Genomic DNA, 24,261 nt, shown 5'->3' on the forward strand with positions numbered 1-24,261 from the left:
GTTAGTTATTAGTTATTAGTTATTAGTTATTAGTTATTAGTTATTAGTTATTAGTTATTAGTTGTTAGTTGTTAGTTGTTAGTTGTTAGTTGTTAGTTGTTAGTTGTTAGTTGTTAGTTTGAATGTTAATACTCTAAAATCTAAAATCTAAAATCACCAATCTAAAATCTAAAATCACCAATCTAAAATAAAAAGCGCCTATGTAACAAAAGTCCAAAAATGAAATGGATCGTTATTTATAAAAAAAACCGGAAAATGCGCCAACATTTCCCGGTAGAGTAAATGCGGTCAGTTAATTAACCAACCAACATTAAAAAAACATTTTAAAAGTATGAAAAAAGTATTGAACAAAATCAGGTTCGACAAGCCTTTTTTGAAATTTGATTTGAAGATGAAATTGACCACATTATTTTTATTCACCGCCTTAACAATAATGCACGCCGGAACTACTTATTCGCAAAAAGCTAAAATCTCTTTTAGTGCTAATAATATGACTGTTGCTAAAGCTATTGAAAAGCTCGAATACACAACCAATTACAGATTTGTTTACAATGTAAGATCTGTCGATTTAAATAGAATCATTACTATTAATGAAAGTAATGTTGCTATTGAGACACTCTTAAATACCATTTTTGGAGATACAGGAACTGACTATAAAGTTTCTGGAAATCATATCGTTTTAATGGCTAAAAAAGCTCCTGAAGAAAGAACAGTAAAAGCCGAAGCAGACTTTATCGTAAAAGGACGTGTAACCGATGAAAAAGGTATGCCTCTAGTTGGCGCCGCAATTTCTGATAATGGTTCGGGTAGAGGCGTTCAGACAGATTTTAATGGAGAATATCAAATTATAGCGGTAAGCAGCGAAACTACTTTAGCATTTGCTTATTTAGGATATGTAAGACAAGAAATTAAAGTTGAAGGAAGAAGTGTTATTAATGTTGTATTGAAAGAAGATGTACTAGAACTAGAAGGTTTAGTATTAAAAACTGGATATCAAAATATTGATGCGGAAAAGGCTACAGGATCTTTTTCAAATTTAAAAGCTGCAGACTTTAAAGAACAACGTTTAAGCAGTATAGATAAAATTTTAGAAGGACGTATCGTAGGATATCAGGATGGTAAAATTCGTGGAACGACTTCAATGACTGGGTCAACAGCGCCTTTGTATGTTATTGACGGGTTTCCTGTTGAAAACACTAGGCTAACTCCTTATAGTACACTAGAAGAAAATCTTCCAAGTCTGAACTTAGAAGATATTGAAACGATAACGGTTCTAAAAGATGCTGCTGCTTCGTCTATTTATGGTGCGCGTGCCGCAAATGGAGTTGTCGTTATTACAACTAAAAAAGCAAAAGCAGGAAAAACAACTATTTCATTTTCAAGTAATTTAACGGTTACTCCTTATAGAAATTATACCGGAAACCTTACGAGTTCTGCTGATATTATTGGTTTAGAAAAAGGATGGGCAGACGGAAATCCTAATTTAAAAACGGCTAATGCAAGTACGTATGCACAATCATTGCTAAACAATGCCGTATTTACAAGTTTAGGAATGCAGACTATTTTAAATGGTTATGCAGGAAAAACTTCAATGGCAGAAATGAACAGTCGTTTAGATGCGCTTGGTTCTCAAGGTTATAAATATTATGATGATGTAGCGCGATATGCAAAACGCGATCAATATTTTTTGCAGCATAATCTTAGTCTAGGAAAAGCGACAGAAACGAATACTTTCAATGCTTCTTTAACCTATAAAAATAATCAGCTTGAAGATATTTATTCTGAAAATGAAACAGTCGGTCTTAATTTAAAAAACTCGACTCAAATTAACAGCTGGTTATCTTTAGACTTAGGGACTTATGTTAATTTCGGAAAAGGAGATACGCAAAGTTATTTTGCTTCAAATCCTGGATATAAATATCAGCCATACAATCAATTAGTTAATAATGATGGAACTAATTTTGTATCTACACCAGAATCTCGCTACAATAGTTTTACACTTAATTCTATAAAGAATTATGGTCTTTATGATATGAGCATCACTCCGATGGATGAGTTGGGGAGAAATTTAATTGAAAGCAAAAATTTCTTAAACAGGACGTATGCAAAGTTTAATGTGAAATTTAGTAACGCATTTACATATAATGCAATGTTTCAATACGAGTTTGGTTCAGATCGTGCTAATCAATTATTTGGTAAAGACTCTTATTATGTAAGAAGTAAGGTGAACGGAATGGTGACAATTGCCAATAACAAAGCTGTTTATAATTTACCATACGGAGATATTATAAAAGAAACCAATCAGTATTCTAATTCTTATAATTTCCGTCAGCAATTAAACTTCAATCAGACTTTTGCCGAAAAGCACGATTTTTCTGCGATTGCAGGTATGGAAATCCGCCATTCCAAACAAGAATATAAAGACAATACACGTTACGGATATGATTCGCAGACTTTAGGTTTTGCACCAGTAAATCAAGCTGATTTATTAAAAGTGTACGGAACTGTTTTTAGTGGTTATATGTCACAAAACGAGTTTTCATTAGAAAAAGAATTACAAAATCGTTTCGTTTCGGTTTATGGAACTGGAGGTTATACTTATGATAAAAGATATACACTTTCTGGAAGTATTCGCTGGGATCGTTCTAACCTTTGGGGAACAGACAGTGAATACCAAAACAAACCAACTTGGTCAACAGGAGCCGCATGGAATATTGACAAAGAATCATTTTTTGATGCTGCATGGGTAGACGGGCTTAAACTTCGTGCTTCATATGGTATTGGAGGAAATATCGCTAAAGATTCTGCGCCGTACTTAACAGCATATTATAATTCTAACTCCAATGTTGGAGGAAACCAGGGAACTGTAAGCAAGAGACCAAACCCAGAATTGTCTTGGGAAAAAACAACGACAACTAATATCGGTTTAGACTTTTCATTTTTTAAGAGCAGATTAGGCGGAACTTTAGATTTATATAATAAAAAAGGAGAAAATTTGTTAGCGAGCAGCCAGGGAATTCCAACAGAAGGATGGGGTTATTCGACTTACACGCTTAACAATGGGGAAATGACTAACAAAGGTATCGAAGTTACTTTAAGAGGAACTATTGTAAAAACGCCTTCATTCTCTTGGGATGCATCTGTTTTATATGCTTACAACAAGAACAAAGTCGATTACGTAAATGTAAAAGCGCCCGTTTATTACCTGCAATTAGATTACCCACAGGCTTTTCCTAGAGTTGGAACAAGTTTTAATTCTATTTATGGTTACAAGTGGGCTGGCTTAAGCAGTACAGGAATACCTCAGGTTTATGATGCTTCTGGAACGGCAGTAAAATACAATCCGGGACAAATAGATGCTATTCAGGATTTTGGTTCAACAGTTCCTACGCACAGTGGATCTTTCCATACTTCTGCAAATTATAAAAACTTCTCACTTTCAGCACTTTTCATTTACGAACTAGGTCATAAAATTAGAAATACGTTTCTGCCAATGTTAGATAATGTTTATTCGGGTGCAATGGGAGGTTATATTACCAATATTTCAGTTGTTAATAATCATATTGCAGACCGTTGGCAGCAGCCTGGAGACGAAGCTTTCACAAATATTCCGAGAGCAGTATACGAATATGATCCAGAATTTAGCTCAGATTCTCGTACTATTTATTCCTATGCAGATATTAATATTTTAGATGCATCGAATGTAAGATTAAGCAACATTTCATTGGCTTATCAAATGCCAAGTGACATTATAAAAAGAGTAAAATTAGACGGTGTACGTTTCAATTTAAACGCAGAAAACGTATATACTTTTGCTAAAAGCAGAGATGCAAAGTATCTTTTAAATGGTTTCCAATCTCCAAGTTTTGTTTTGGGTGTAAACGTTAATTTCTAATTTATAAAGACTAGACGATGAAAAATATATATAAAAAGATTGCGTGCTTATTGGCTTTAGGATTGACTTTAGCATCTTGCGAAGATTATTTGAGTGACATTCCAAAAGGATCAAAATCACCAACAACATTAGCAGATTATGAAGCTTTTTTACGTGACGAATACACAAATCATAGAGTTGATATTACTGGAGCTTCACAATTATTAAATGACCAATATGTAACTGTTGCCTCTTTGGCAAATAATAGGTTATATGCTGCCAATTATATGTGGGACGAGAATGCAGACCGTATTGCATTGAAGGTATCTGATGAAACGATGTATTACTCAAGTTATGCTGGAATTTCGACTTTTAATTTAATTATTGAAAATGCATTAAGTACCACTCAAGCAACGGAAGCAGAACAAAGAGTAGTATGGGCAGAAGCAAAAGTACTTCGTGCCATGAATTACTTTAATTTGGTGAATTTTTATGCAGATACTTATGTCGCTTCATCAGCTTCAACAAAATTATCAGTTCCGTTAATTACAAGTGCCAATATTAATGCACCGAGCAAACAAGTAACGATTCAGGAAATGTATGATTTCATTTTGAATGATGTCAAAGAAGCTTTACCCTATTTGTTGAAAGTTTCTCAAACGCCTTTACATCCAAATTTAGGAGCGGGTTATGCCTTTTATGCAAGAGTTTATCTGCAAATGAATAATTATACAGAAGCGTTAAAATATGCAGATTTAGCATTAGCAGAAAATAATAAATTGTATGATTGGATTGGATATTACAATACAAATAAAGCAATTATTGATGTTCCAAATTCTTATACTGCAACAACTTCTCCTATGGGATTTAACTATGTAGAAAATTATAATTATCGTCATGGTATTACAAATAATTTATCGACAGAAAATAGTATTCCAGTAGAGCGCGCACAGCGTTTTGAAACTGGTGATGCCCGTTTTATTTCTCGTTGGAAAATTTACACTGTTGGTGCAGAAACCTATTACAGAAGAACTTTGTCTGGCTTTTTTAACTTCGGCGGAATCACAACTGTAGAAGTTTATTTAATTAAAGCTGAATGTTTGGCTCGCGCAGGACAAATTAGTGAGGCGCTGAACGTTTTAAATACAGTTCGTAAAACTCGTATTCTTCCAGCTTCTTATCAGGATATTTCGACTACAGATAAAACAACAGCTTTGAATGCTATTTTCAGAACAAAAAACAATGAACTTACGAACACATTGATTCCTTTTGCAGACGCACGCCGTTTAAATGCAGAAGGTGTTTATAAAGTAAGTTATACTAAAACAGCAAACGGAACTATGTACACATTATCATCAGATTCTCATTTATGGACAATGCCATTTCCACAGGGAGCGACGCAAAATCCAGGAAACGGAACGATAACTCAAAATGTAGCGAAATAAAAATCCCAAAGCTTCCTGAGTAGGAATTCCGAAAGGGAAGCTTTTTTTAAACATCAATCCAAAAAAATGAATACAATTAAATACAAAATATTAGGATTGTGTATTTGCCTATTTGTGATTTCAAATCACGGTATTGCACAAAAGAAAAAAGCAATAATGACTGCACCAGCTTCTTATTCTATCGAAGGGACTATTACTGGACTTGCAGACGGGACAACAGTGCAATTAATTCCTGGCGCAACACATTCTTCTGAATCGCCAGTCGCTGAAACAACCTTGAAAGAGGGTAAATTTATCTTTACAGGAAAATTAAATGAACCGCGTTTTTTTTATCTGGTTTTTGGAAAGAATAAAGGATATATTCATTTAATCGTTGAAAATTCTAAAATAAAAGTTACAGCAGATGGAGAAGTTTCAAAAAGTGAAGACGAGCGAATTAACTTTAAAAATGAAGTTATTACAGGTTCTAAATCAAACGACTATTATAAAAAGGAAACTGCTTTTAAAGCTGAATTAAATAAAGATTACGAAAACTATCATAAAGGTACAGAAGAACTTGGAAAACTATATTCGAAAGCCAGAACGTCTGGAAATAAAAAGCTGATAGACTCTATCGGCAATTCTCCAGAATGGAAAAAATTCGAAGCAGATGAAAAAGCATTTTTTACCAAAGTACAAAAAACAACAACAGATCTTATCGCCAAACATAAAACAACTTGGTGGGGACCTTTTTTCATGATGACCCAATACAGTTATTTTACGCCAGATCAAAAGCCGCTTTTTGAGCAATTTTCTGAAACGGCAAAGAAAAGTTATTACGGACAATTGGTAGACAAAGATTTGAATCCTAAATCTCTAATAGGAACAAGTGTTGCTAATTTCGGATTAAAAGATAAAGACGGAAAGGCTTATACAGCTAAAGAAATCGTTTCAGGAAAAAAATATATTTTAATTGATTTTTGGGCTTCGTGGTGCGGTCCATGTAGAAAAGAAATTCCGCACTTAAAAACAGCTTATTCTGAGTATGCCGATAAAGGATTTGAAATTTTAAGCATCTCAATTGATAAAGATGATAAAGCCTGGCATAAAGCACTAGGAATAGAAAAAATGCCATGGCACAATCTTTTAGACGATGATAAAGTAAGTAAATCGTTTAACGTAAAAACAATTCCAGCCACTTATTTAGTAGATAGTAAAGGTATAATTATCAGCGATAATTTAAGAGGTGCAGAATTGGAAGCAAAATTAAAAGAGCTTTTGAAATCTTAATTATTAGGAATTAAAAATTGAGAATTAAAAATTAAAAAACACTTGATCAGAACTATAACTATGTTTGTTTTAATAAATGAAATGTCTTTTTTAAAGCTTACAGCATCTATGATTCTACGTGTTTAAATAAAAAATAAAAACAAAAAAATAACATGAAAAGTACAATCTTAAAATCAGGTTTGACTGCTTTGGCATTTATAACCGCGCTTTCTTCTTGTTCCAAAAAAGAAGGATTTACGATCAATGGCACAATCGCAGGATTAGATAAAGGAACGGTTTATCTGGAAAACACAGATGAAAAAGGAAACAAGAAAATAACCGATTCCGCACAAATCAGTCCAGAAGGAGCTTTTACTTTTACGGGAAAAGTTTCAGAACCATTGCTGCATACTATTAAACTAAAGGGAGAAGAATACGGTGCCTATTTTCTTTTGGATAATGAAGATATAAAAGTAGAAGCTAAAAAAGATTCCATTTTTAAAGCTAAAGTTAGCGGCGCGACACAAAACGATATTTATAAGTCGTATTATGATAACGAATTCAAAAAAATACAAAACATCGCTGGTCCTATTTACAAATTGTCTGATTCTTTAACTCAGAACGGAAAAGTAAAATTAAATGCAGAACAGCAAACTGCAATGGATAAAAAATGGAAAGATCTTGCCGCTTTCGCTGATGATTTAACCGATAAGTTTATCCGAAAAAATAAAGATAAAATAGCCGCTGCTTTAATAATTAATGATCGAATTGTTTCTTACGGAACTCCAGCACAAGTAAAAACGTATTTTGCTGTTTTGTCTCCAGAAGTACAAAAATCATTTTACGGAAAACAGTTAAAAGAAGCCATTGATCTTAATGATAAAACAGCTGTTGGTTCTCAGGCACCTGAATTTTCTCAACCTGACGTAAACGGAAAAGTTGTGAAATTAGCCGATTATAAAGGAAAATATGTTTTGGTTGATTTTTGGGCGAGCTGGTGCGGTCCATGTCGAAAAGAGAATCCAAATGTAGTTTTGGCTTATAAAACGTACCATGATAAAGGATTTGATGTTTTAGGAGTTTCGTTAGATGATAAAAAGAAACTTTGGGAAAAAGCAATTGAAAGAGACGGATTAACGTGGACTCATGTTTCTGATTTAAAAGGCTGGCAGAACGAAGCTGCCGTTTTATACGGTGTAAAAATGGTTCCAACCAATTACTTAATTGGACCTGACGGGAAAATCATTGCCAAAAATCTTAGAGAAGCTGAATTACAATCAAAATTGAAAGAAATCTTCAGTAAATCTTAAATTAGTTTTCAGTCACAGTTTTCAGTTTCCAGTGGAACTGCGACTGAAAACTGTGACTGAAAACTAAAAAAATAACATCACAAAAAAATGAAAAAATACATCTTTATGGGCTATTGCTCATTAGCTTTTTGTACGCTTGTTTCTGCGCAGAATAAATCGGTTAATTTTAAGAAAATTAAAGAAGTCGGCGGAATCGAAGAATATTTATATCAGCCCAACGGAATGAATATCTTGCTTTTGCAGGACAACGCTTCGCCAGTTGCAACGGTACAAATCGTATATCGCGTAGGTTCTAAACATGAAGTTTTAGGAAACACGGGATCAACGCATCTTTTAGAACATTTAATGTTTAAAGGAACTCCGACTTTCAACAAAAAAAACGGAAATACAATTACTGATGTTCTTCAAAATACAGGAGCACAGTTAAATGCGACAACTTGGTACGACCGTACCAATTATTTTGAAACACTTCCGAGTGATAAAATCGAATTGGCGATTCAAATCGAAGCTGACAGAATGCGAAATTCTTTATTATTAAAAGAAGATAAAGAAGCGGAAATGACAGTTGTGCGAAACGAATTTGAACGTGGTGAAAACGATCCGAACAGTTTATTAGATAAAGAAATCTGGGCTTCCGCTTATATTGCACATCCATATCATCATTCAACAATTGGATGGAAATCAGATATTGAAAAAGCGCCAATTGAAGTCTTAAAAAACTTTTACAATACCTATTATTGGCCAGATAATGCAACTTTAACAATTATCGGAGATTTCAAAAAAGAAAATGTTTTTGAATTGATTGAAAAGTATTTCGGAAAAATTACGAAAGCGCCACACGTCATGCCTCAGCCATATACAGAAGAGCCTCAGCAGTATGGAGCTCGTAAAATTGTGGTTAGAAAACCAGGAGAATTGGGCGTAGTAAACAAAGCCTATAAAATTCCAGGTGCATTGCATGAAGATCTTCCGGCATTGAATATTTTGGGAGAAATCATTGGTTCGGGTCCTTCGGCTATTTTGAACAAAACTTTCGTTGATACCCGAATGGGAGTTTATACGTATGCGAATGCAACGAATTTTAAAGAAGTCGGACTTTTTACCATTGGTGTTGGTTTTCCAACCACATCAAAACATGAAGATATCGATGCTAAAATCACTGAAGTTGTAGCTAAAATTCAGAAAGAAGGCGTGACACAGGATGAGGTAAATCGTGTTGTGGCAAAAATTAGCGCACAAACAATCTTAGCTCGTGACGGTTCTGGTGTTATTGCTTCCGAATTAAACGAAGCCATTGCAGCTGGAGACTGGACCGATTACATTACAGGAGTTGACCGTTTGAAAAAAGTTACTCCGGCAGATGTTATTCGCGTAGCGCAGCAATATTTAGTTGAAGATCAAAGTACAACTGGATATTTTATTCCGAAGCAGTCAGGTTCTCAAAATAAAGAAACAGCTCAGGCAAATAATTTTTTACCAGAAAACGGACCATTTTATTACAGACATTCAGAGGAAGGACATGTACAGGAAGAAAGTTCATCTGTGGCTGCTTCACCGATAAAAAATATTTTAGAGGAAAGTATTTCGAAAGAAAATATTGAAAAAACAGCTTCAGCTTATAAAAGAGAAAAAGTATCAGGAATAGATGTAGTTTCGGTTAAAACTTCTGCTAAAGATTTCGTTACAGTTGCAGCGAGTATTTCATTAGGAAATTATTCAGGAGAAAATAAAAATCCTATCATCCCTGCTTTAACCGCTTCGATGCTGTCTAAAGGAACGACTTTAAATGATAAATTTAAATTCTCAGAAAAGCTTCAAAAACTAGGAGTAAACTTGAATGTCAATGCATCAACATTTAAAATAAATATTGGATTTAAATGTTTGAAAAAAGATCTAGATCAAGTAATTGCCTTATTGGCAGAAGAATTGAGAAATCCTCTGTTTGATTCAAAAGAGTTTGAAAATCTAAAGCAACAGTTTATCGGAAACATACAACAAAGTTTAAACGATCCAGGCGAAAGAGGAAGCATTGCTTTATCTCAAGCCATTTATCCAAAAAACAATCCAAATTACAGCTTGAACGTTGAAGATAATATTTCGAATATTAAGAATGCAGCGTTGGATGAAGTTAAAGCTTTTCACAAAAAATATTTCGGAACAGCATCTATGCGTCTGGTAATTGTAGGAGACACAGATGGAGCGAATTTAAATGCTTCATTAAAAAAATCTTATAAAAATTGGAATGGGGGAGTTGCGGAAAACTTGAAATTTGAAGAAGCTTCAAAAACTTCGGCTAAAAAAGAAGTCGTTACAATTCCAGAAAAACCAAGTGCAGAATTGTTTATAGGACAGTTTACAGGTTTAAAAAGAGCCGATGCAGATTATATTCCGTTTTATATTGCTAATTATACTTTGGGAGCTGGTTTTGCAGGACGTTTAATGCAGACAGTTCGCGATAATGATGGTTTGACCTATAGTATTTCTTCAGGAATTGGCGGAAATATTCAGACAGGTGGTTACTGGTTTGTAAACGCTTCTTTCAATCCAGGATTATTTCAAAAAGGTTTAGACGCGACGATGGTTCAAGTTGATAAATGGGTAAAAAACGGAATTACGGCAGAAGAATTAGAAAACAAGAAAACCAACTTAATAGGAAGTTTTAAAGTTGGAATGTCCACGACAAACGGGCTGGCAAGAACAATTTTGAGTTTTATAGAAAGAGGTTTAGAGCCAAACTATATTGACCAATATCCAAAAGATATTCAAAAAGCAACTTTACAGCAAGTAAACGATGCGATTAAGAAATACATCCAACTGGATAAAATGATTATAATCAAATCTGGTTCTCTTGACCAAAACGGTAATCCGTTGAAGTAGTTTTTTTTAAGTGGCAGTTTACAGTCACAGCTTTCAGTTAGTAACCTAATCTGTAAACTGTGATTGTAAACTGAGACTAAAATCATCAATCAGTAATCGTCTTTCATTATTTCATTTTAGAATCTGAATTAGTAAGCCATTTTCTATGAAAGACCTTTTAAGAGCTGTCGGCAAGCAGCTCTTTTTTTTCAAAAATCTAATGAAAAAACAATAAGAAATACCATAATTACATTCCTGTTATTGCTCTCAGTTTCCATGTTCGGACAAATGTACAATCCGGTAAAATGGACCACAACTGTAGAAAAAATTTCAGGTGTTTTTTAAGTAAGTTTTTAAATCGTATAATTTTTTCTTCTCTCTGAATTTCTTCAGATTGTGTAAGCTTCAATTGTATCTTTTAGATGTTTGAAGTGTTTTTCTTTTAAGTTGGTAATAAAGAGAAAAGCCTTTTTTAATTTTTTTCTTTGCAAAATTTGTAGCATGATAATCTAAAGAAGGCTCCCCCTTCATACGTTGGAATGTTTTTTATATATAATTTATAATTGCACCTCTAGATGTTTGGGCATAAACCAAATCGCCATCTGGTGCTCCTGCATTTGCAGTCTGTAAGGTGACAGGTACAGTTATATTACAACCTAATTTAATTCCAAAAAACACATTGTTGCTTGCCGTGGTATCGCCACATGTAGTTAAAGATTCAAGACTTATGTTGTTGATATTAGTGCAATTATAAAAAGCGTTTGTTCCAATTGACATTACATCATTAAGTATTAAAGAAGTCAGAGAAGAACAGTCTAAAAAGCAGCTACCGCCAATACTTGTAATCGGCCCCACTGTAAAGTCATTCAATGCTGCACACCCGCTAAAGCTTGTTCCAGCAATGCTGCCTGCTAAATTTGGAGCATAGAAGGTTGTCATTTTGCTTGCGGCCTCAAAGCATCTTCCAGTTCCCGTTATGCTGGTGAGCAATGGAGCATAGAAAGTTAGCAGAGAAGTATTATTCCTGAATGTGCCAAGTGAAGTATTAGACTGGCTGTCGATAATCGTAACTTTAGGAAAACTATAACTTGTTATGGATGTGCAATTGTAGAAAGCCGATTCGGCTATCGATTCTATGTTGTCTGCAGTAAAATTTAATAGAGAAGTACAGTTATAGAAAGCTCTGCTGGCTATCGTTTTGACCGATGAAATGTCTATGTTTTTCAATTTAATAAAACCAATAAAGCAGTTGGCAGGAATGGATACAGATGAGGCTATGTAAACATTTTCCAAGTTGGCGCACCCTGTAAAAGTTCCGGTTGGAATATCTTTTAGGCTGTTGGCTGAAAAATATTTTAAGCCTGAGCAGTTGGAAAATGCGTTAGCTCCTGTTAATGTATTCAGACTATTAAAAGTTAGAGAAGTCAGAGAAGAACAGTCTGAAAAGCAGCTACTGCCAATACTTGTAATCGGCCCCACTGTAAAGTCATTCAATGCTGCACACCCGCTAAAGCTTGTTCCAGCAATGCTGCCTGCTAAATTTGGAGCATAGAAGGTTGTCATTTTGCTTGCGGCCTCAAAGCATCTTCCAGTTCCCGTTATGCTGGTGAGCAATGGAGCATAGAAAGTTAGCAGAGAAGTATTATTCCTGAATGTGCCAATTGAAGTATTAGACTGGCTGTCGATAATCGTAACTTTAGGAAAACTATAACTTGTTATGGATGTGCAATTGTAGAAAGCCGATTCGGCTATCGATTCTATGTTGTCTGCAGTAAAATTTAATAGAGAAGTACAGTTATAGAAAGCTCTGCTGGCTATCGTTTTGACCGATGAAATGTCTATGTTTTTCAATTTAGTAAAACCAATAAAGCAGTTGGCAGGAATGGATACAGATGAGGCTATGTAAACATTTTCCAAGTTGGCGCACCCTGTAAAAGTTCCGGTTGGAATATCTTTTAGGCTGTTGGCTGAAAAATATTTTAAGCCTGAGCAGTTGGAAAATGCGTTAGCTCCTGTTAATGTATTCAGACTATTAAAAGTTAGAGAAGTCAGAGAAGAACAGTCTGAAAAGCAGCTACTGCCAATACTTGTAATCGGCCCCACTGTAAAGTCATTCAATGCTGCACACCCGTTAAAGCTTGTTCCAGCAAGGCTGCCTGCTAAATTTGGAGCATAGAAGGTTGTCATTTTGCTTGCGGCCTCAAAGCATCTTCCAGTTCCCGTTATGCTGGTGAGCAATGGAGCATAGAAAGTTAGCAGAGAAGTATTATTCCTGAATGTGCCAAGTGAAGTATTAGACTGGCTGTCGATAATCGTAACTTTAGGAAAACTATAACTTGTTATGGATGTGCAATTGTAGAAAGCCGATTCGGCTATCGATTCTAGGTTGTCTGCAGTAAAATTTAATAAAGAAGTACAGTTATAGAATGATCTTACTCCTAATGAATTTACATATCCTTCAGAATCGTTAAAATATGTTATATTAGTATTTCCATTAAAAGCATTAGATGGTATTTGATAAATTGTGTTTATTTTAAAATGAATATCATTGCCAACCACTTTAAAGTCTTTAATTTGACTAGCAGATACACCTATTTTTGTAGCTAACAATGCAGGGGTATTTATTGTTCCTGAAATGCCTCCAATAAAAGTATTAGGTTTTGATTTTACTCTTCCAAATATTGTTTTTCGTAACCCCATAATTATAGTCCTAAAATCATTATTGAATGCTGACCCTCATTTTGCATAAATGTAAATATCTGTTTTTCAGTTACTGTTGGAGGTGAGCCAAATTCAAATGTTTTGGGAGTTGTAATAAACCAATTTAATGTTGCTCCTGTTTTTGTGATTCCTTCGAAACACATTCCTGAATTAGCAAACGAATTAGGAATTGTAAGTGTACCAGTTCCAGTAAATTTCACCGTTTTTCCATGCCATGTATCCTGAACTGTTGCAGGCAATGTCACATTAATCTGATTTGAAATATCTTGTTTGTTAGACAAGTCAATATTTCCGATTCCGAGAATTGCTTCTCCATTGATAGTTTTAAAATCTAAAGCAGAGGTTATGTCACTAAACTCCAATTCGCCATTGGAGTTTGTGCTTAAAATTTTATCTGGCTGATTTATTTCTAAATCAGCCACTTTTATTCTATTGTGATTTGTATCCATTTTTTGTGGTATTTAAATTTGTTTTTATTATTAAGTTTTGAGATTAAATAAATCTAAAACTCACATTCCAAATAAATTTCGCCTGTCTCAACAGTTTTGGAAAGGTCAGCTATTCGGCTTTGGAGTATTGTTTTCTATATCTCTGTTAAAAATTAAGAAATTAAAGTTTACCTGCTGGTTGAGAGTACAATTTGGTTTTTTCAAATTCACACACTTTTCTTCTATTTTGATTTGTGTTCTTTAATTTTGAATTAAATAAATTTTACTCGTATCAATTGATTTCTTGAGATATTTAACAAATTCAGTATAGTATGAATCTTATTTAATACCGTATATTTTAATTCTTAATATGAATTACTTGTTCTGTCTTCAATTATGATATTGATACCATTTAATCCTAAATTCCCATTACTTTTTATAAATCCAGTTTTGTAATATTTTACTAGTTGATTATTTTTCACATTTTTGATTAAACTTGAAGGTGTTATCATGATTATTTCTACATTATTAAAATAAAAATTATAAGGACCTCCATTTAGATCTAAGCTGCTTTCTATTAGTGATTCTTCTAGAAAAATTGTACTATTAATAGCATTTATTGTTAATTGAAAGCCAGCATTCATTATTGGATAATTAGGTGTCGATTTTTCAATTTTGCCATAGAAATTAAAAATATTTGTTGTACTGTATGGAGAGAGACATATCTTACCTAAAAAAAGACCATTGGTTTTACCAGTTAAAACAGATGATTGTGACATAACAATTGTGACATTTTCGCTTGTTATAATTTTTGAAACGTCTATTACATCACTGCCGCCAACCATTAAAAGACCTGAACCTGTAATCTTCTTTACTGGAAATTTCCCAATGTGATTTAATAAGAAGTTATTATTAAGAACAAGGTTATTTATTTGAATATCCAAATCGCTTAAAGTTGCAGAAACCAACGTAGTGGATATTGAGTCAAATTTATCAATTCTGAAGTATCCACTTCTAAAAAGAGAATAAGTTGAAACTCTTTGATAATATTCATTTGCGTAAAAATTCACACTACCTGCCCCTTTACTGATAAACAGAATCGTGGATTCTGTATGAAATTTATTGGCATTGATATAAATGTTAAGAACCGAAGAAGAACTAAAACCTGTGGTTATAGATGTTGAGTGAAATAGTGTTCCGTAAGGGATATCAAAATAAATTTCCTTATGATTAAAACCGTTAAAAGATGAAAAGTCAATAATTCCCTTGTTATAACAAATATACTTTATCCTTCTTGAATTAGTATTTGTATTTAACACTCTAGTAACATCATTACAAAGGAAAACGAAATTCCATGCATTACCATCATTAGGTGGTAATGCAGCATAAGCAGCTTCATCTGTTTTAAATGGTTTTGATCTGTTTTCAATTATACCTGTACTATCTATACCATTAACAGTGTCAATAAATACAGTATATGGCACTGCTGATGAAAAATTATTAATTAAATCTTTCAAAACTTTTCCTTGTCTAGCATCTAAAACTTTTCCTTCTTCAGTATAATCTAAACCATTGTAACTATCAATTTTAATCGCATCAATATCATTAAACTCCAATTCGCCGCTTGAGTTTGTGCTTAAAATTTTATCTGGCTGATTTGTTTCTAAATCAGCCACTTTTATTCTATTGTAGTTTGTATCCATTTTTTGTGGTATTTAAATTTGTTTTTATTATTAAGTTTTGAGATTAATAAATCTAAAACTCACATTCCAAATAAATTTCGCCAGAGTCTGCTGTAGTAGAAAGTATAGGTCTGTTATTTGTAGTAGGGGCACTATTGCCTTCCTTATCGGCATTTGAGATTAGGAAAAAATTAAAACCTTCTCGTTGGGTTAGTAAATAGAATTGAGCAGGATTTAATGTAATTTCTACATATGCAGTTGAGTTACTAGGTACTATTACACTGCCAAGAAAATTATTAGAATCCCAATCGTTCCAATCAATAAGTTCAAAATTTTTAAAGTAAGGAATTCGAATGTTAGAGGTATAAAGATTAAAAGTTAATGCGTTACCAACTGCATTTGTCGCGAACTTAAATTTTATTTTAGCAGATTTAGGGTTCGATGTAATTGATGAGGTATCAATTGCTCCTCTGTATCTATTAAGGGAAAATCCTGATGCATCTTTTGCAGCTCCTAAGTAAGCATTTCCTTCATAATAAGTTGTTGCTGCATCGGCATCGTGACAGATTGACCAGTTACTATTTTTATTTTCAAATATTGCTGATTTAGTTACAGGTAAAATTAAAGTAATAGGCAGAGTAGTAACAGCTAGAATATTACTATTAGTCGAATTGCCAGCAGCATCTTTTGCTTTTATATAAAAATTGTATGTGGTTGATGATGAGAGTTCTGTGACAGCATAGCTAAACACATTAGATGAAATAGAATCTAAAAAGCTATCGTCGATGAAAATGTCATAAGCAACAACTCCAATATTGTCTATTGCAGGAGTCCATGTTAATAATACTGTAGTTGCAGTAATAGATGTCTGACTTAAAGAAAAACTACTTGGTGGAGTAGAATCAATTAAACATGTTCCTACGTTATTGGCATACGCTTGACTATTGGTATTTAACCATTCTTGTGCTTGCTCATTTGCATCGTTAATGCTCAAATTTGATACAAATTTATTTGCTGGAGCAATCAGTGAAACAGAACTTCCGATTCCTGCAGCACAATCATTTTTGGTTTTATTTAAAGTTTTTTCTGTATTATAATAAACAGTTTCGCCTTCAACAGGAATATAATTGTCTAAATACGAAAAAGGCTTATATGTTGTGTTTTCTTCCATATATTCATTAATAATTTGCTTTCTTAAATCATTAAAAAAGACATTAAACAATTACTTTGATTAAACTGGCTGTATTGGCCAGACAATAGATGCTAAATCATCGATATCAGTTAATTCTCTAAGTTCTTGTCTATAATTTTTCCAAGCGCTTTTTTTCTCTTCAGAAAGTGGTGAATCTTCTACTTGTGTCCAGTCGCTTTCGGTTAATAAGGTGTTTCTAGTAGCCCTAATATTTTCTAGAAGTTCTTCCTGACTTTGAATGAAAGGAAAGTGAGTGTGAGTTCCATTAATTACTTTATAATTTTTTGACAATGCCTGCTGCCATTCTTCTTCGGTTAGTTCGATATTAGGTTGAGGAATGTTTTCGTGAATTCCTTCAACATAAAAACCTGTGTATTCTCCATTTTGATCGTAAGTTCCTTTATATGTATTTTTCATTTTTTAAAGTTTATTGTTAATATCCAATTGAGAACATATATCCTTCATTGGCATCGATAAGGGCATAATAAGTATTCTTTGTAATATTACCCACGTGGTTATATCCTCTGCTTCCCGAATTTGTTCTTAAAGTTGATACCATAACACTCAAAGCACCATTTGGCCAGGTTAAAGGAAAAGTGTACGTATTGGCATTACTCATTAAATGAGCCCACTGTAATATTAATCCGTTGCTAAATTTTTGATAGCCTCCAGTAAAAGGGATTAAGCCTATAGAATGTCCAGCATCATAATCCGAACCTGGAGAGGTCGAAACTGAGCCGTCTGCCATTAAAAATTGACTTGGAGTTCCGCCGGTTTTAATGAAACTCTTACTTTCTGTTGCTTCAGTAAAAGTTTTAATTCCTGCAATAGTTTGAGCTGTTGTTAAATCAACGTATTTGTTATTTAGTTCCAAATCTGATAATGAAACAGAACTTTTATACCAGTAATCTACTTCGATATTACGATCGCTTATTACAGCAGAAAATGTAATTATTCCATTGTTGTAGTTTACGATATAATCTTTACCAGTTCCCTCTCTAAGAAGCTGACCATTTTTGTAGATGCGAATACTATCTTTAATAGGAATTTCTGTTAAAGTAATTTTATCATCATTAAAAGTGTCATGATCAAAATTTTCTTTGAAAGGAACAGATAAACTTCCAAGAATAGGATCAGAATTAGGATCATCTGGTTCTGTATCGATATTTTTAGCCCAGTAATTTACTTCGATATTGCGGTTGCTTATGGGATCAGAAAAAACAATGATGGCATTATCATTTAAATTGTAATCGTTAGTTTCGTTTAGTAACTGACCATTTTTATAAACCTTTACACTGTCCTCAATAGGGGTATGATTTAACTGAATATATGATCCTGAAAAGTTATCCTGAAATTCTTTGAAAGGGACATAACAATTACCAGAAATAATTCCGGCATTTTGAAAAGCAACTTTTAAAAGTGCTGGAGTTATATAATGTTCATTATCTGTACCTGTTTCGACCATTTGAAAATTAGCTTTGTCATCGTCTCTATGAACGAAATTTTCAAAAATCTCTACGAAGTCAATGTGTGAGGGAATATCTCCGTCATTGAATTTGTTGCGAAAGTCATTTCTGCTTGTTGCCATGTTATATAGTTTTATTTCTTTGCTTTTAAATGTTTTTTGATAAGACTCGATATTAAATACCAATGAGGTAATTCATTGGTATTTAATAGTTTTTTAAAGAGTTAGGATTTTTTCATCACTGCTGTACATACCAGATGAATTTTCAGAAATCGCTTTAAAGTGATGATAGATTCGGTCTCCATCTTCTGTTTTTATTACTAATTCGTCGGTAAATTTTTCAATGTCGTTGAGAGGAAGAATAACTTCGTTTAAGTTTGACTTGAGTTCATGAATTTTTTCCCAATTCCCCTGATTATTCATTTTATATAAATGATATTTACCATTATGAACTGTTTTCTCCCAATTGAAAACTATTGGTTTTAAGATTTCTCCATTTGTTCCTGTTGGCACTCCCGAAGCTTCTAAGTCCGGAGATTCTGGCGAAACATTATCCACAATAACGACAGCTGTAATTTTTGACGGTTGTGATGGTGCATAATCGATGCTTATGATAGGATTATCAATTGTCGAATCTGAATCTGCATATTCAATTTGTTTTGAAACGGTAATCCTGTAAAACAATCCATCACCAAATGGTACATTTTCTAAATCTTCAAAATCATCATAAACATTCCATACATTCTCAAAATCTGCAGACAAAGTTTCTTCATTAATTAAAACTTCTTTCACCAATTTCATTGTTCTTATCGATTGCGCATCAAGCATTGTGTTTGCGCGATAAACATTGATTTTTCTAATTTTATATTCTGGCTGATAAGCATTTAATTCAATTTGAACTGCTGGTTTAATTCCTAAAACCTGATTTTCCAGAATTGGCATAATTCGCTTAATTTCTGGTGTTTTTGGCGGAGTAGAAGCAACTAGTTTTACAGGCCCAATAAGATCACTAAACTCTCCAAAATTCATCTTAATATCCATTTCGCGAACAGCGTAGAAATAGATGTTTTGTGAATTTCCATCGAGATTAAAGTCGGTAAACTGTGCTATGTTTTCACTTTCATTAATGATTTTCATCATTGGTGCGATCTCAAAATCATTATCAGTAGGTTTTAGAGCGTTTCCATTTTTATCTTTAATGGTTTGTTTCTTGTTAACAGGGACATAGTCATTACCTTTAATATACTCATAAACAACTGGTACTTCGGTTAAGGGAACGAAAGCCGCATGAATAGCTTGTTCTACAAAATGAACTACTAATAAAGGATCTTGAACTCCTTGTGAAATTAGAACCTTATTTAATGATGTAATAGAGGTTATCGTATGCTCTTGTGTACCTTGCGCTTTATTGTGCCATTCAATAAAATCATTAATCAGTTTTATAAAATCTTCGTTGTCAGGCAATGGAAATTGGTAATTTTGAGATTCATTTTCTGGCAAAGTTTTATAATGCCCACTCAAAGCAAGACCATTAAAATCCAAAAAGTCTTTCCATCTTTCATTAAAGCTGATTTCATCATTTCCACCCAATTTGTTTAATTCTTCACGAATAGTACTCACTGTTTCAGGTTGGTACAAAATGTTTAAAAAGTCTTCATCATTGGCTCTGTAATGTAATAATCCGTAAGGCTTGCGTTTCTGACTGTATTTAGTAATAAAAGTATAAGATGATCGGTTGTAAAAATCAGGACGGGTTGCATACAAACTACCACCTCTAATTTCTTCAGGTTTTTTCGGTTCCTCAATTTTAACAGCGTACATCGGACTCGGAATGCTAATCTTCGATTTGTAGTCAATACCAGTTTTTGCATGTGTACTAATTCCGAAGATAGAGTAGTGCGTACTTTCATTTTCTCTTGGCTGAACATTTTCTTGTGTAATTCCGGAAACTGCATCAGCGTATAAATAAACTTTATAGCTCGGATAATAATTTACAGTTTGAGATACATCATTATCATCATAATTTCGTATGTCATCTTCTTTAAGCGGGCCATTTATTGCACCAATAATTTCATCATAATTATCCGCCATTGTTTGTGTGGAATAATTACCAAGTTTAAAATCAGGATCATCGATATATAAGACCAGATCTCCAGTAGTACCAATATTTTCTGTTTTAAAAACTTTAAACTCCTTTCTCGATTTTACAGGAACAGAACTTCCTTCCTGCATTGCACTTTTTGTAAACAATCGTACAATACCATTAGACCATTCTACAGAGTTTTGGTTTTGTGATTTAAATTGAGGATGTTGAGGCAAATTAAAATTTGGGAAAATGATTTTGTATAATCCTAAATGCTTTTTCTCAGCTAGTTCAATTGGATTATCATCTTTATCCAATTTATACGTTCCGTCTGAATTCATTTCATAAGAAACTTCAAAATGCCTTTCTATTACTGCATTTTTCCAGAGTCCTCTTGTTTTTTGTAGCTGTAAATCAGTTCCGTTTTCACTTGTATGTTCAATAACCTCTCTATGAATGACATTTAAACTCTCAGGATATTCAACTTTAAAAGCAATTTGAGGCTGATGCCAGTTAGAATCTGTTTGCATGTTCTGAACCAGTGTACACAATCTACTCTCTGGTATCTGAATGTTTTGGATCTGTTCAGAATCTATTGTTGCATCTCCATCAGCATGAAGTTTGTCGGTTACTTCTTTTTTTAATACTTCAACTAATGCATAATCAAAAACATCGTTATTTTGAGCATCTTTTTTAAGTACAACTTCAATATTCTGGATAACATAATTTTGATCTCCAATCGTTAATATTCCTCCGTCAAATCGTGATTTATTAGAGTTGTCTAATCCAATTTTAACCTCTTGCCCGCTGCTGATAATTTTATACTCTCTTATTTTAACAAAAGAGGTAAGATTATTTATAGACTTGTTATCAATACTCTCAATTTGACCGTATTCAACTTCAGGAAGCCCGTCTTTATAATACAGTCTAAAATGGTCAGCAAGTATTTCCTTATCATCCGGAAAAATAGATTCTTTGTTAGTTTTAGCTTCTTCAACAGAAATTTCACTAGGAACAGGATAACTCAATAATTCCTGAGCTGAATAATAATCAAACAAAATTCTAACTAATGTTTTATCTTCTCCAGTAATTTTACCCAATAATTCCTGTTCAGACAAGGAGGTAAACATTAACGGTTTTTCTTCTGTAACAAGAAGTGTGTTAATGTTGCTCGGAGGCATTAAATTATTGGCAGGTTTTATATTAGATTTAATGCTGATTTGGCGTCCAGATGTTGCTCTTGAGAAAATATTAATTCCATATCCCTGATAGATATAAGTGTGTTCTCCTGTTTGTTCCTGAACTGCATTTAAAATTGATTTTCCAGCATCAGGAATAATAATCGGAACGGTTTCATATTCCGATTCTTTGAAATTTTGATTAACACTTTTGTATTCGATATCATGCGATAATTCCGGACTTTTCCATTTTGATTCTGTTTCAGTTTTATGATCGATTCCTAAATAAATGGGAAATGTAAATGCACTTCCATCGTACTCTGCTGAAGATTTAAAGAAATCACTATTATCTTTACTGATATCATAATCTAAAACATCATCCATAAATAAGCTGACATATCTCTTCTTTCCATCAAAACTATAACCTTCAGAATCTGTAATCCTGGCATTTGGGTTTTCTTCTGAGTCCACATTTAATCCAGGAACAATCTTACTTAATTGAACAGGAAGAGGCATTCGTTCTGTATTTATTGAAGTCGGAATACTCATCGAAAGATGTTGTACTTCAGTTCCTTCAATACCTTCTTCCAAACTTCCAAAAGTGGTATATTCAGTTAAATAAATATATTCTCCAGATAAAACTTCATCATCAAGATCAATACAACCCAATCCTAGCATACGTGCAACATGGTAGTCGTTTGCAGCAATGTTTAAAAGATCCAGATAAGATATTTTAGTTAAGTTTTCAGCATATTGTTGTTCTTCTCCTTCTTTTGGTTCGTTTATAGGAATACGATCCCCAAAAGGAATATCTTTTTCTGCCGTTGGATTATCTCCTTCCTTACTTAAATCAATGTATTTAGATACAATACATTTGATGTTTTCATCAGTAATATCATTTTCGTTAGTAGGTTTATTCCACTTGTCTTTGTAATTTTTAATATTTACATATTCACCATCATTAAATTTTAACCATTTTCCATGAACTGCATTTGGCTTTGGTTCTAGCTGTCCAAAAACGGTCATGTCTTCTGTGCTTAAGGCATAATTCCCTTTTAAGTTCCAATCTCCGTTAGCATTAGCATTTGTAATGAAATCAGAATAAAACTCAAATTGAATTGTATTTAAAAGACAATTATTTGCTTTAAAGCGAATACTTCGGCCATTTTCGGCAACTAATCGAATAGTACTATTTAATTGTTGTGAAGAATAAGATTTACGATTGCTAACTCTTTTAGAAGCCATAATCTTATTTTCGGCTACAGATAAAGTTTCAAGCTTGACATTTTTTGAAATATTTGAAGAGGAAAAATCCAATTCTGCAGCAAAAAACAAATCTGTTTTAGATTCAATTTCAATCAAATTGTTTCCGTAAGCCTGCATAAAAGCAGTAGGATTTGTTAGTGGATCTATGCTAAGTTTAACGGTTTTATATTTTGTTTTATTTTGAAAATTAATATAAACAGATCTCTGCGGATTTGTTGTTTTATAAATCCAAAGCGCCTTTTTGTTGTCGACAACATTAGGATTTTGGGTTAGATTTACGGTTTGACTGACTTTTGTGTAAGGTGCTCTGTATACTTTTACAAAATCATTCGGTTTATTAAAACTTAAACTAGAATTGTCACCTTTAAATAATTCTCCTTTTGGAAGATGATTTTCTCCTAATCTGCCTGCCAGAATCCAGCGAAGGTGAATTCCTTTCGTACTGTCAATTCCTCTCGAACCGGCTGTGGCAATTTGTAAATAGGTAGACTGCAGATTTGTTTTTTCTGATGAAATATCAATTATTGATGACGTTCTGCCAATATTAAATTTAATACTGATTCCTGAAGGATTTTTGACATTATTTAAAGTTACAAGCGCTGAAAAAACACCAAGAGCAAGAGGTCGGCCTTCAATTTGAACAGCAACTTCCATTTGAGATTTTCCAGGAATTGTAACCGAGTTTTGAAGCTTAAAGACAAGTCCGTTTAAATTATTTTCACTATGAATTTTTGTACCTGCATTTAACGTTAGAGGAACTCGGCTTTTGTTAGTAAGAACCAAAGTTCCGCATGGTTGGCTAATTCGCGTGCCTTTCTTCAAAGAAGGATAAATCAACTTGTTATCAACAATGCTTACATTAGGGAAACAACCTATTTGAAATTTAGATAAATCGTCTGCAAGTTTATTTAATTCAATTCCTAAAGTACTAAAATCTGAAACTCTGATATAATCAGAATTCATCGCAGAAACATTGTCATTTTTAGAGATTGGTGTTCTTTCTAAAAAGTTCGCCAGCGGCGTTGTCAACTCGTCAATATTCTCAGCAGAGCTTGTAACTCCATACACAAAAACTTTTGAACTAAGATTTAAATCAGTAAATAGGCTTTTCAATAAATTAGAATTATTGACCTGCATACCGTCTGTAATTACAAAAACAATATCTGGAGTAACCAACAGATTTTTAACAGCATTTAAACCAGATGCCCAGTAATCAGATTGTATGTAAGCTCTTCCGTTGCCATATAAATCAATCCAGTCTTTAAAGTCCTGATAATTGCTTGAAATTTTTTTCTGAATAACATTATCTTGTCTAACAGCAGTATCGCTGTTAGACATTCCAATTAATGAAAGGGTGATTTTACTTTGCGCCTGAGAATTGATAAATGAAGTCAGTCCTGAGCGAATCTGCTGTGCTTCGTTTCCATTGATTGAACCCGATTCATCGACTACAATTGCTACATAAGTTTCACAACCCGAGAGTTGACTTTCTTGAGGATTTATAGTACTCATT

At 33.3% G+C, this 24,261-nt stretch carries 12 protein-coding genes; 5 read left to right on the forward strand and 7 right to left on the reverse strand.

Going from position 1 to position 24,261, the window contains the following annotated elements:
- The first annotated feature begins 331 nt into the window (after positions 1 to 331).
- The 5 genes from QMG60_RS09400 (at position 332) to QMG60_RS09420 (ending at position 10,754) form a co-directional block, all read left to right on the forward strand.
- Positions 332 to 3,895 carry a SusC/RagA family TonB-linked outer membrane protein gene (locus QMG60_RS09400; protein ID WP_281867608.1) on the forward strand — a complete coding sequence of 1,188 codons (3,564 nt, stop codon included), beginning with the start codon at positions 332 to 334 and terminating at the stop codon, positions 3,893 to 3,895.
- Positions 3,896 to 3,912: 17 nt separating this feature from the next.
- A complete protein-coding gene (locus tag QMG60_RS09405; RefSeq protein ID WP_281867609.1) occupies positions 3,913 to 5,319 on the forward strand; it encodes a RagB/SusD family nutrient uptake outer membrane protein in 1,407 nt (468 codons plus the stop codon).
- Between the two features lie 66 nt (positions 5,320 to 5,385).
- The gene (locus QMG60_RS09410) at positions 5,386 to 6,588 is read left to right on the forward strand and encodes a TlpA disulfide reductase family protein (RefSeq protein ID WP_281867610.1); all 1,203 of its coding nucleotides are present in this window, start codon (positions 5,386 to 5,388) and stop codon (positions 6,586 to 6,588) included.
- A gap of 152 nt (positions 6,589 to 6,740) precedes the next feature.
- Positions 6,741 to 7,877 (forward strand): TlpA disulfide reductase family protein, encoded by a 1,137-nt coding sequence (locus QMG60_RS09415; RefSeq protein ID WP_281867611.1) that lies wholly within the window; start codon positions 6,741 to 6,743, stop codon positions 7,875 to 7,877.
- Positions 7,878 to 7,964: 87 nt separating this feature from the next.
- A complete protein-coding gene (locus tag QMG60_RS09420) occupies positions 7,965 to 10,754 on the forward strand; it encodes a pitrilysin family protein (RefSeq protein WP_281867612.1) in 2,790 nt (929 codons plus the stop codon).
- Positions 10,755 to 11,279: 525 nt separating this feature from the next.
- Here the strand turns inward: QMG60_RS09420 and QMG60_RS09425 are convergent.
- From QMG60_RS09425 to QMG60_RS09455, 7 genes are all read right to left on the reverse strand, one after another.
- A complete protein-coding gene (locus QMG60_RS09425) occupies positions 11,280 to 13,433 on the reverse strand; it encodes a leucine-rich repeat domain-containing protein (RefSeq protein WP_281867613.1) in 2,154 nt (717 codons plus the stop codon).
- Positions 13,434 to 13,435: 2 nt separating this feature from the next.
- Positions 13,436 to 13,903, reverse strand: coding sequence for a hypothetical protein (locus QMG60_RS09430; RefSeq protein WP_281867614.1), 468 nt, complete (start codon positions 13,901 to 13,903; stop codon positions 13,436 to 13,438).
- Between the two features lie 344 nt (positions 13,904 to 14,247).
- A complete protein-coding gene (locus QMG60_RS09435) occupies positions 14,248 to 15,585 on the reverse strand; it encodes a hypothetical protein (protein WP_281867615.1) in 1,338 nt (445 codons plus the stop codon).
- A gap of 52 nt (positions 15,586 to 15,637) precedes the next feature.
- Positions 15,638 to 16,735, reverse strand: coding sequence for a DUF5977 domain-containing protein (locus QMG60_RS09440; RefSeq protein WP_281867616.1), 1,098 nt, complete (start codon positions 16,733 to 16,735; stop codon positions 15,638 to 15,640).
- Positions 16,736 to 16,795: 60 nt separating this feature from the next.
- Positions 16,796 to 17,173 carry a tail fiber assembly protein gene (locus QMG60_RS09445; RefSeq protein WP_281867617.1) on the reverse strand — a complete coding sequence of 126 codons (378 nt, stop codon included), beginning with the start codon at positions 17,171 to 17,173 and terminating at the stop codon, positions 16,796 to 16,798.
- 16 nt (positions 17,174 to 17,189) lie between these two features.
- Positions 17,190 to 18,344 (reverse strand): hypothetical protein, encoded by a 1,155-nt coding sequence (locus tag QMG60_RS09450; RefSeq protein ID WP_281867618.1) that lies wholly within the window; start codon positions 18,342 to 18,344, stop codon positions 17,190 to 17,192.
- A gap of 93 nt (positions 18,345 to 18,437) precedes the next feature.
- The gene (locus tag QMG60_RS09455; protein ID WP_281867619.1) at positions 18,438 to 24,260 is read right to left on the reverse strand and encodes a vWA domain-containing protein; all 5,823 of its coding nucleotides are present in this window, start codon (positions 24,258 to 24,260) and stop codon (positions 18,438 to 18,440) included.
- Position 24,261: the final 1 nt, after the last annotated feature.

Source organism: Flavobacterium sp. GSB-24, assembly GCF_027924665.1.
Taxonomy (GTDB): Bacteria; Bacteroidota; Bacteroidia; order Flavobacteriales; family Flavobacteriaceae; genus Flavobacterium.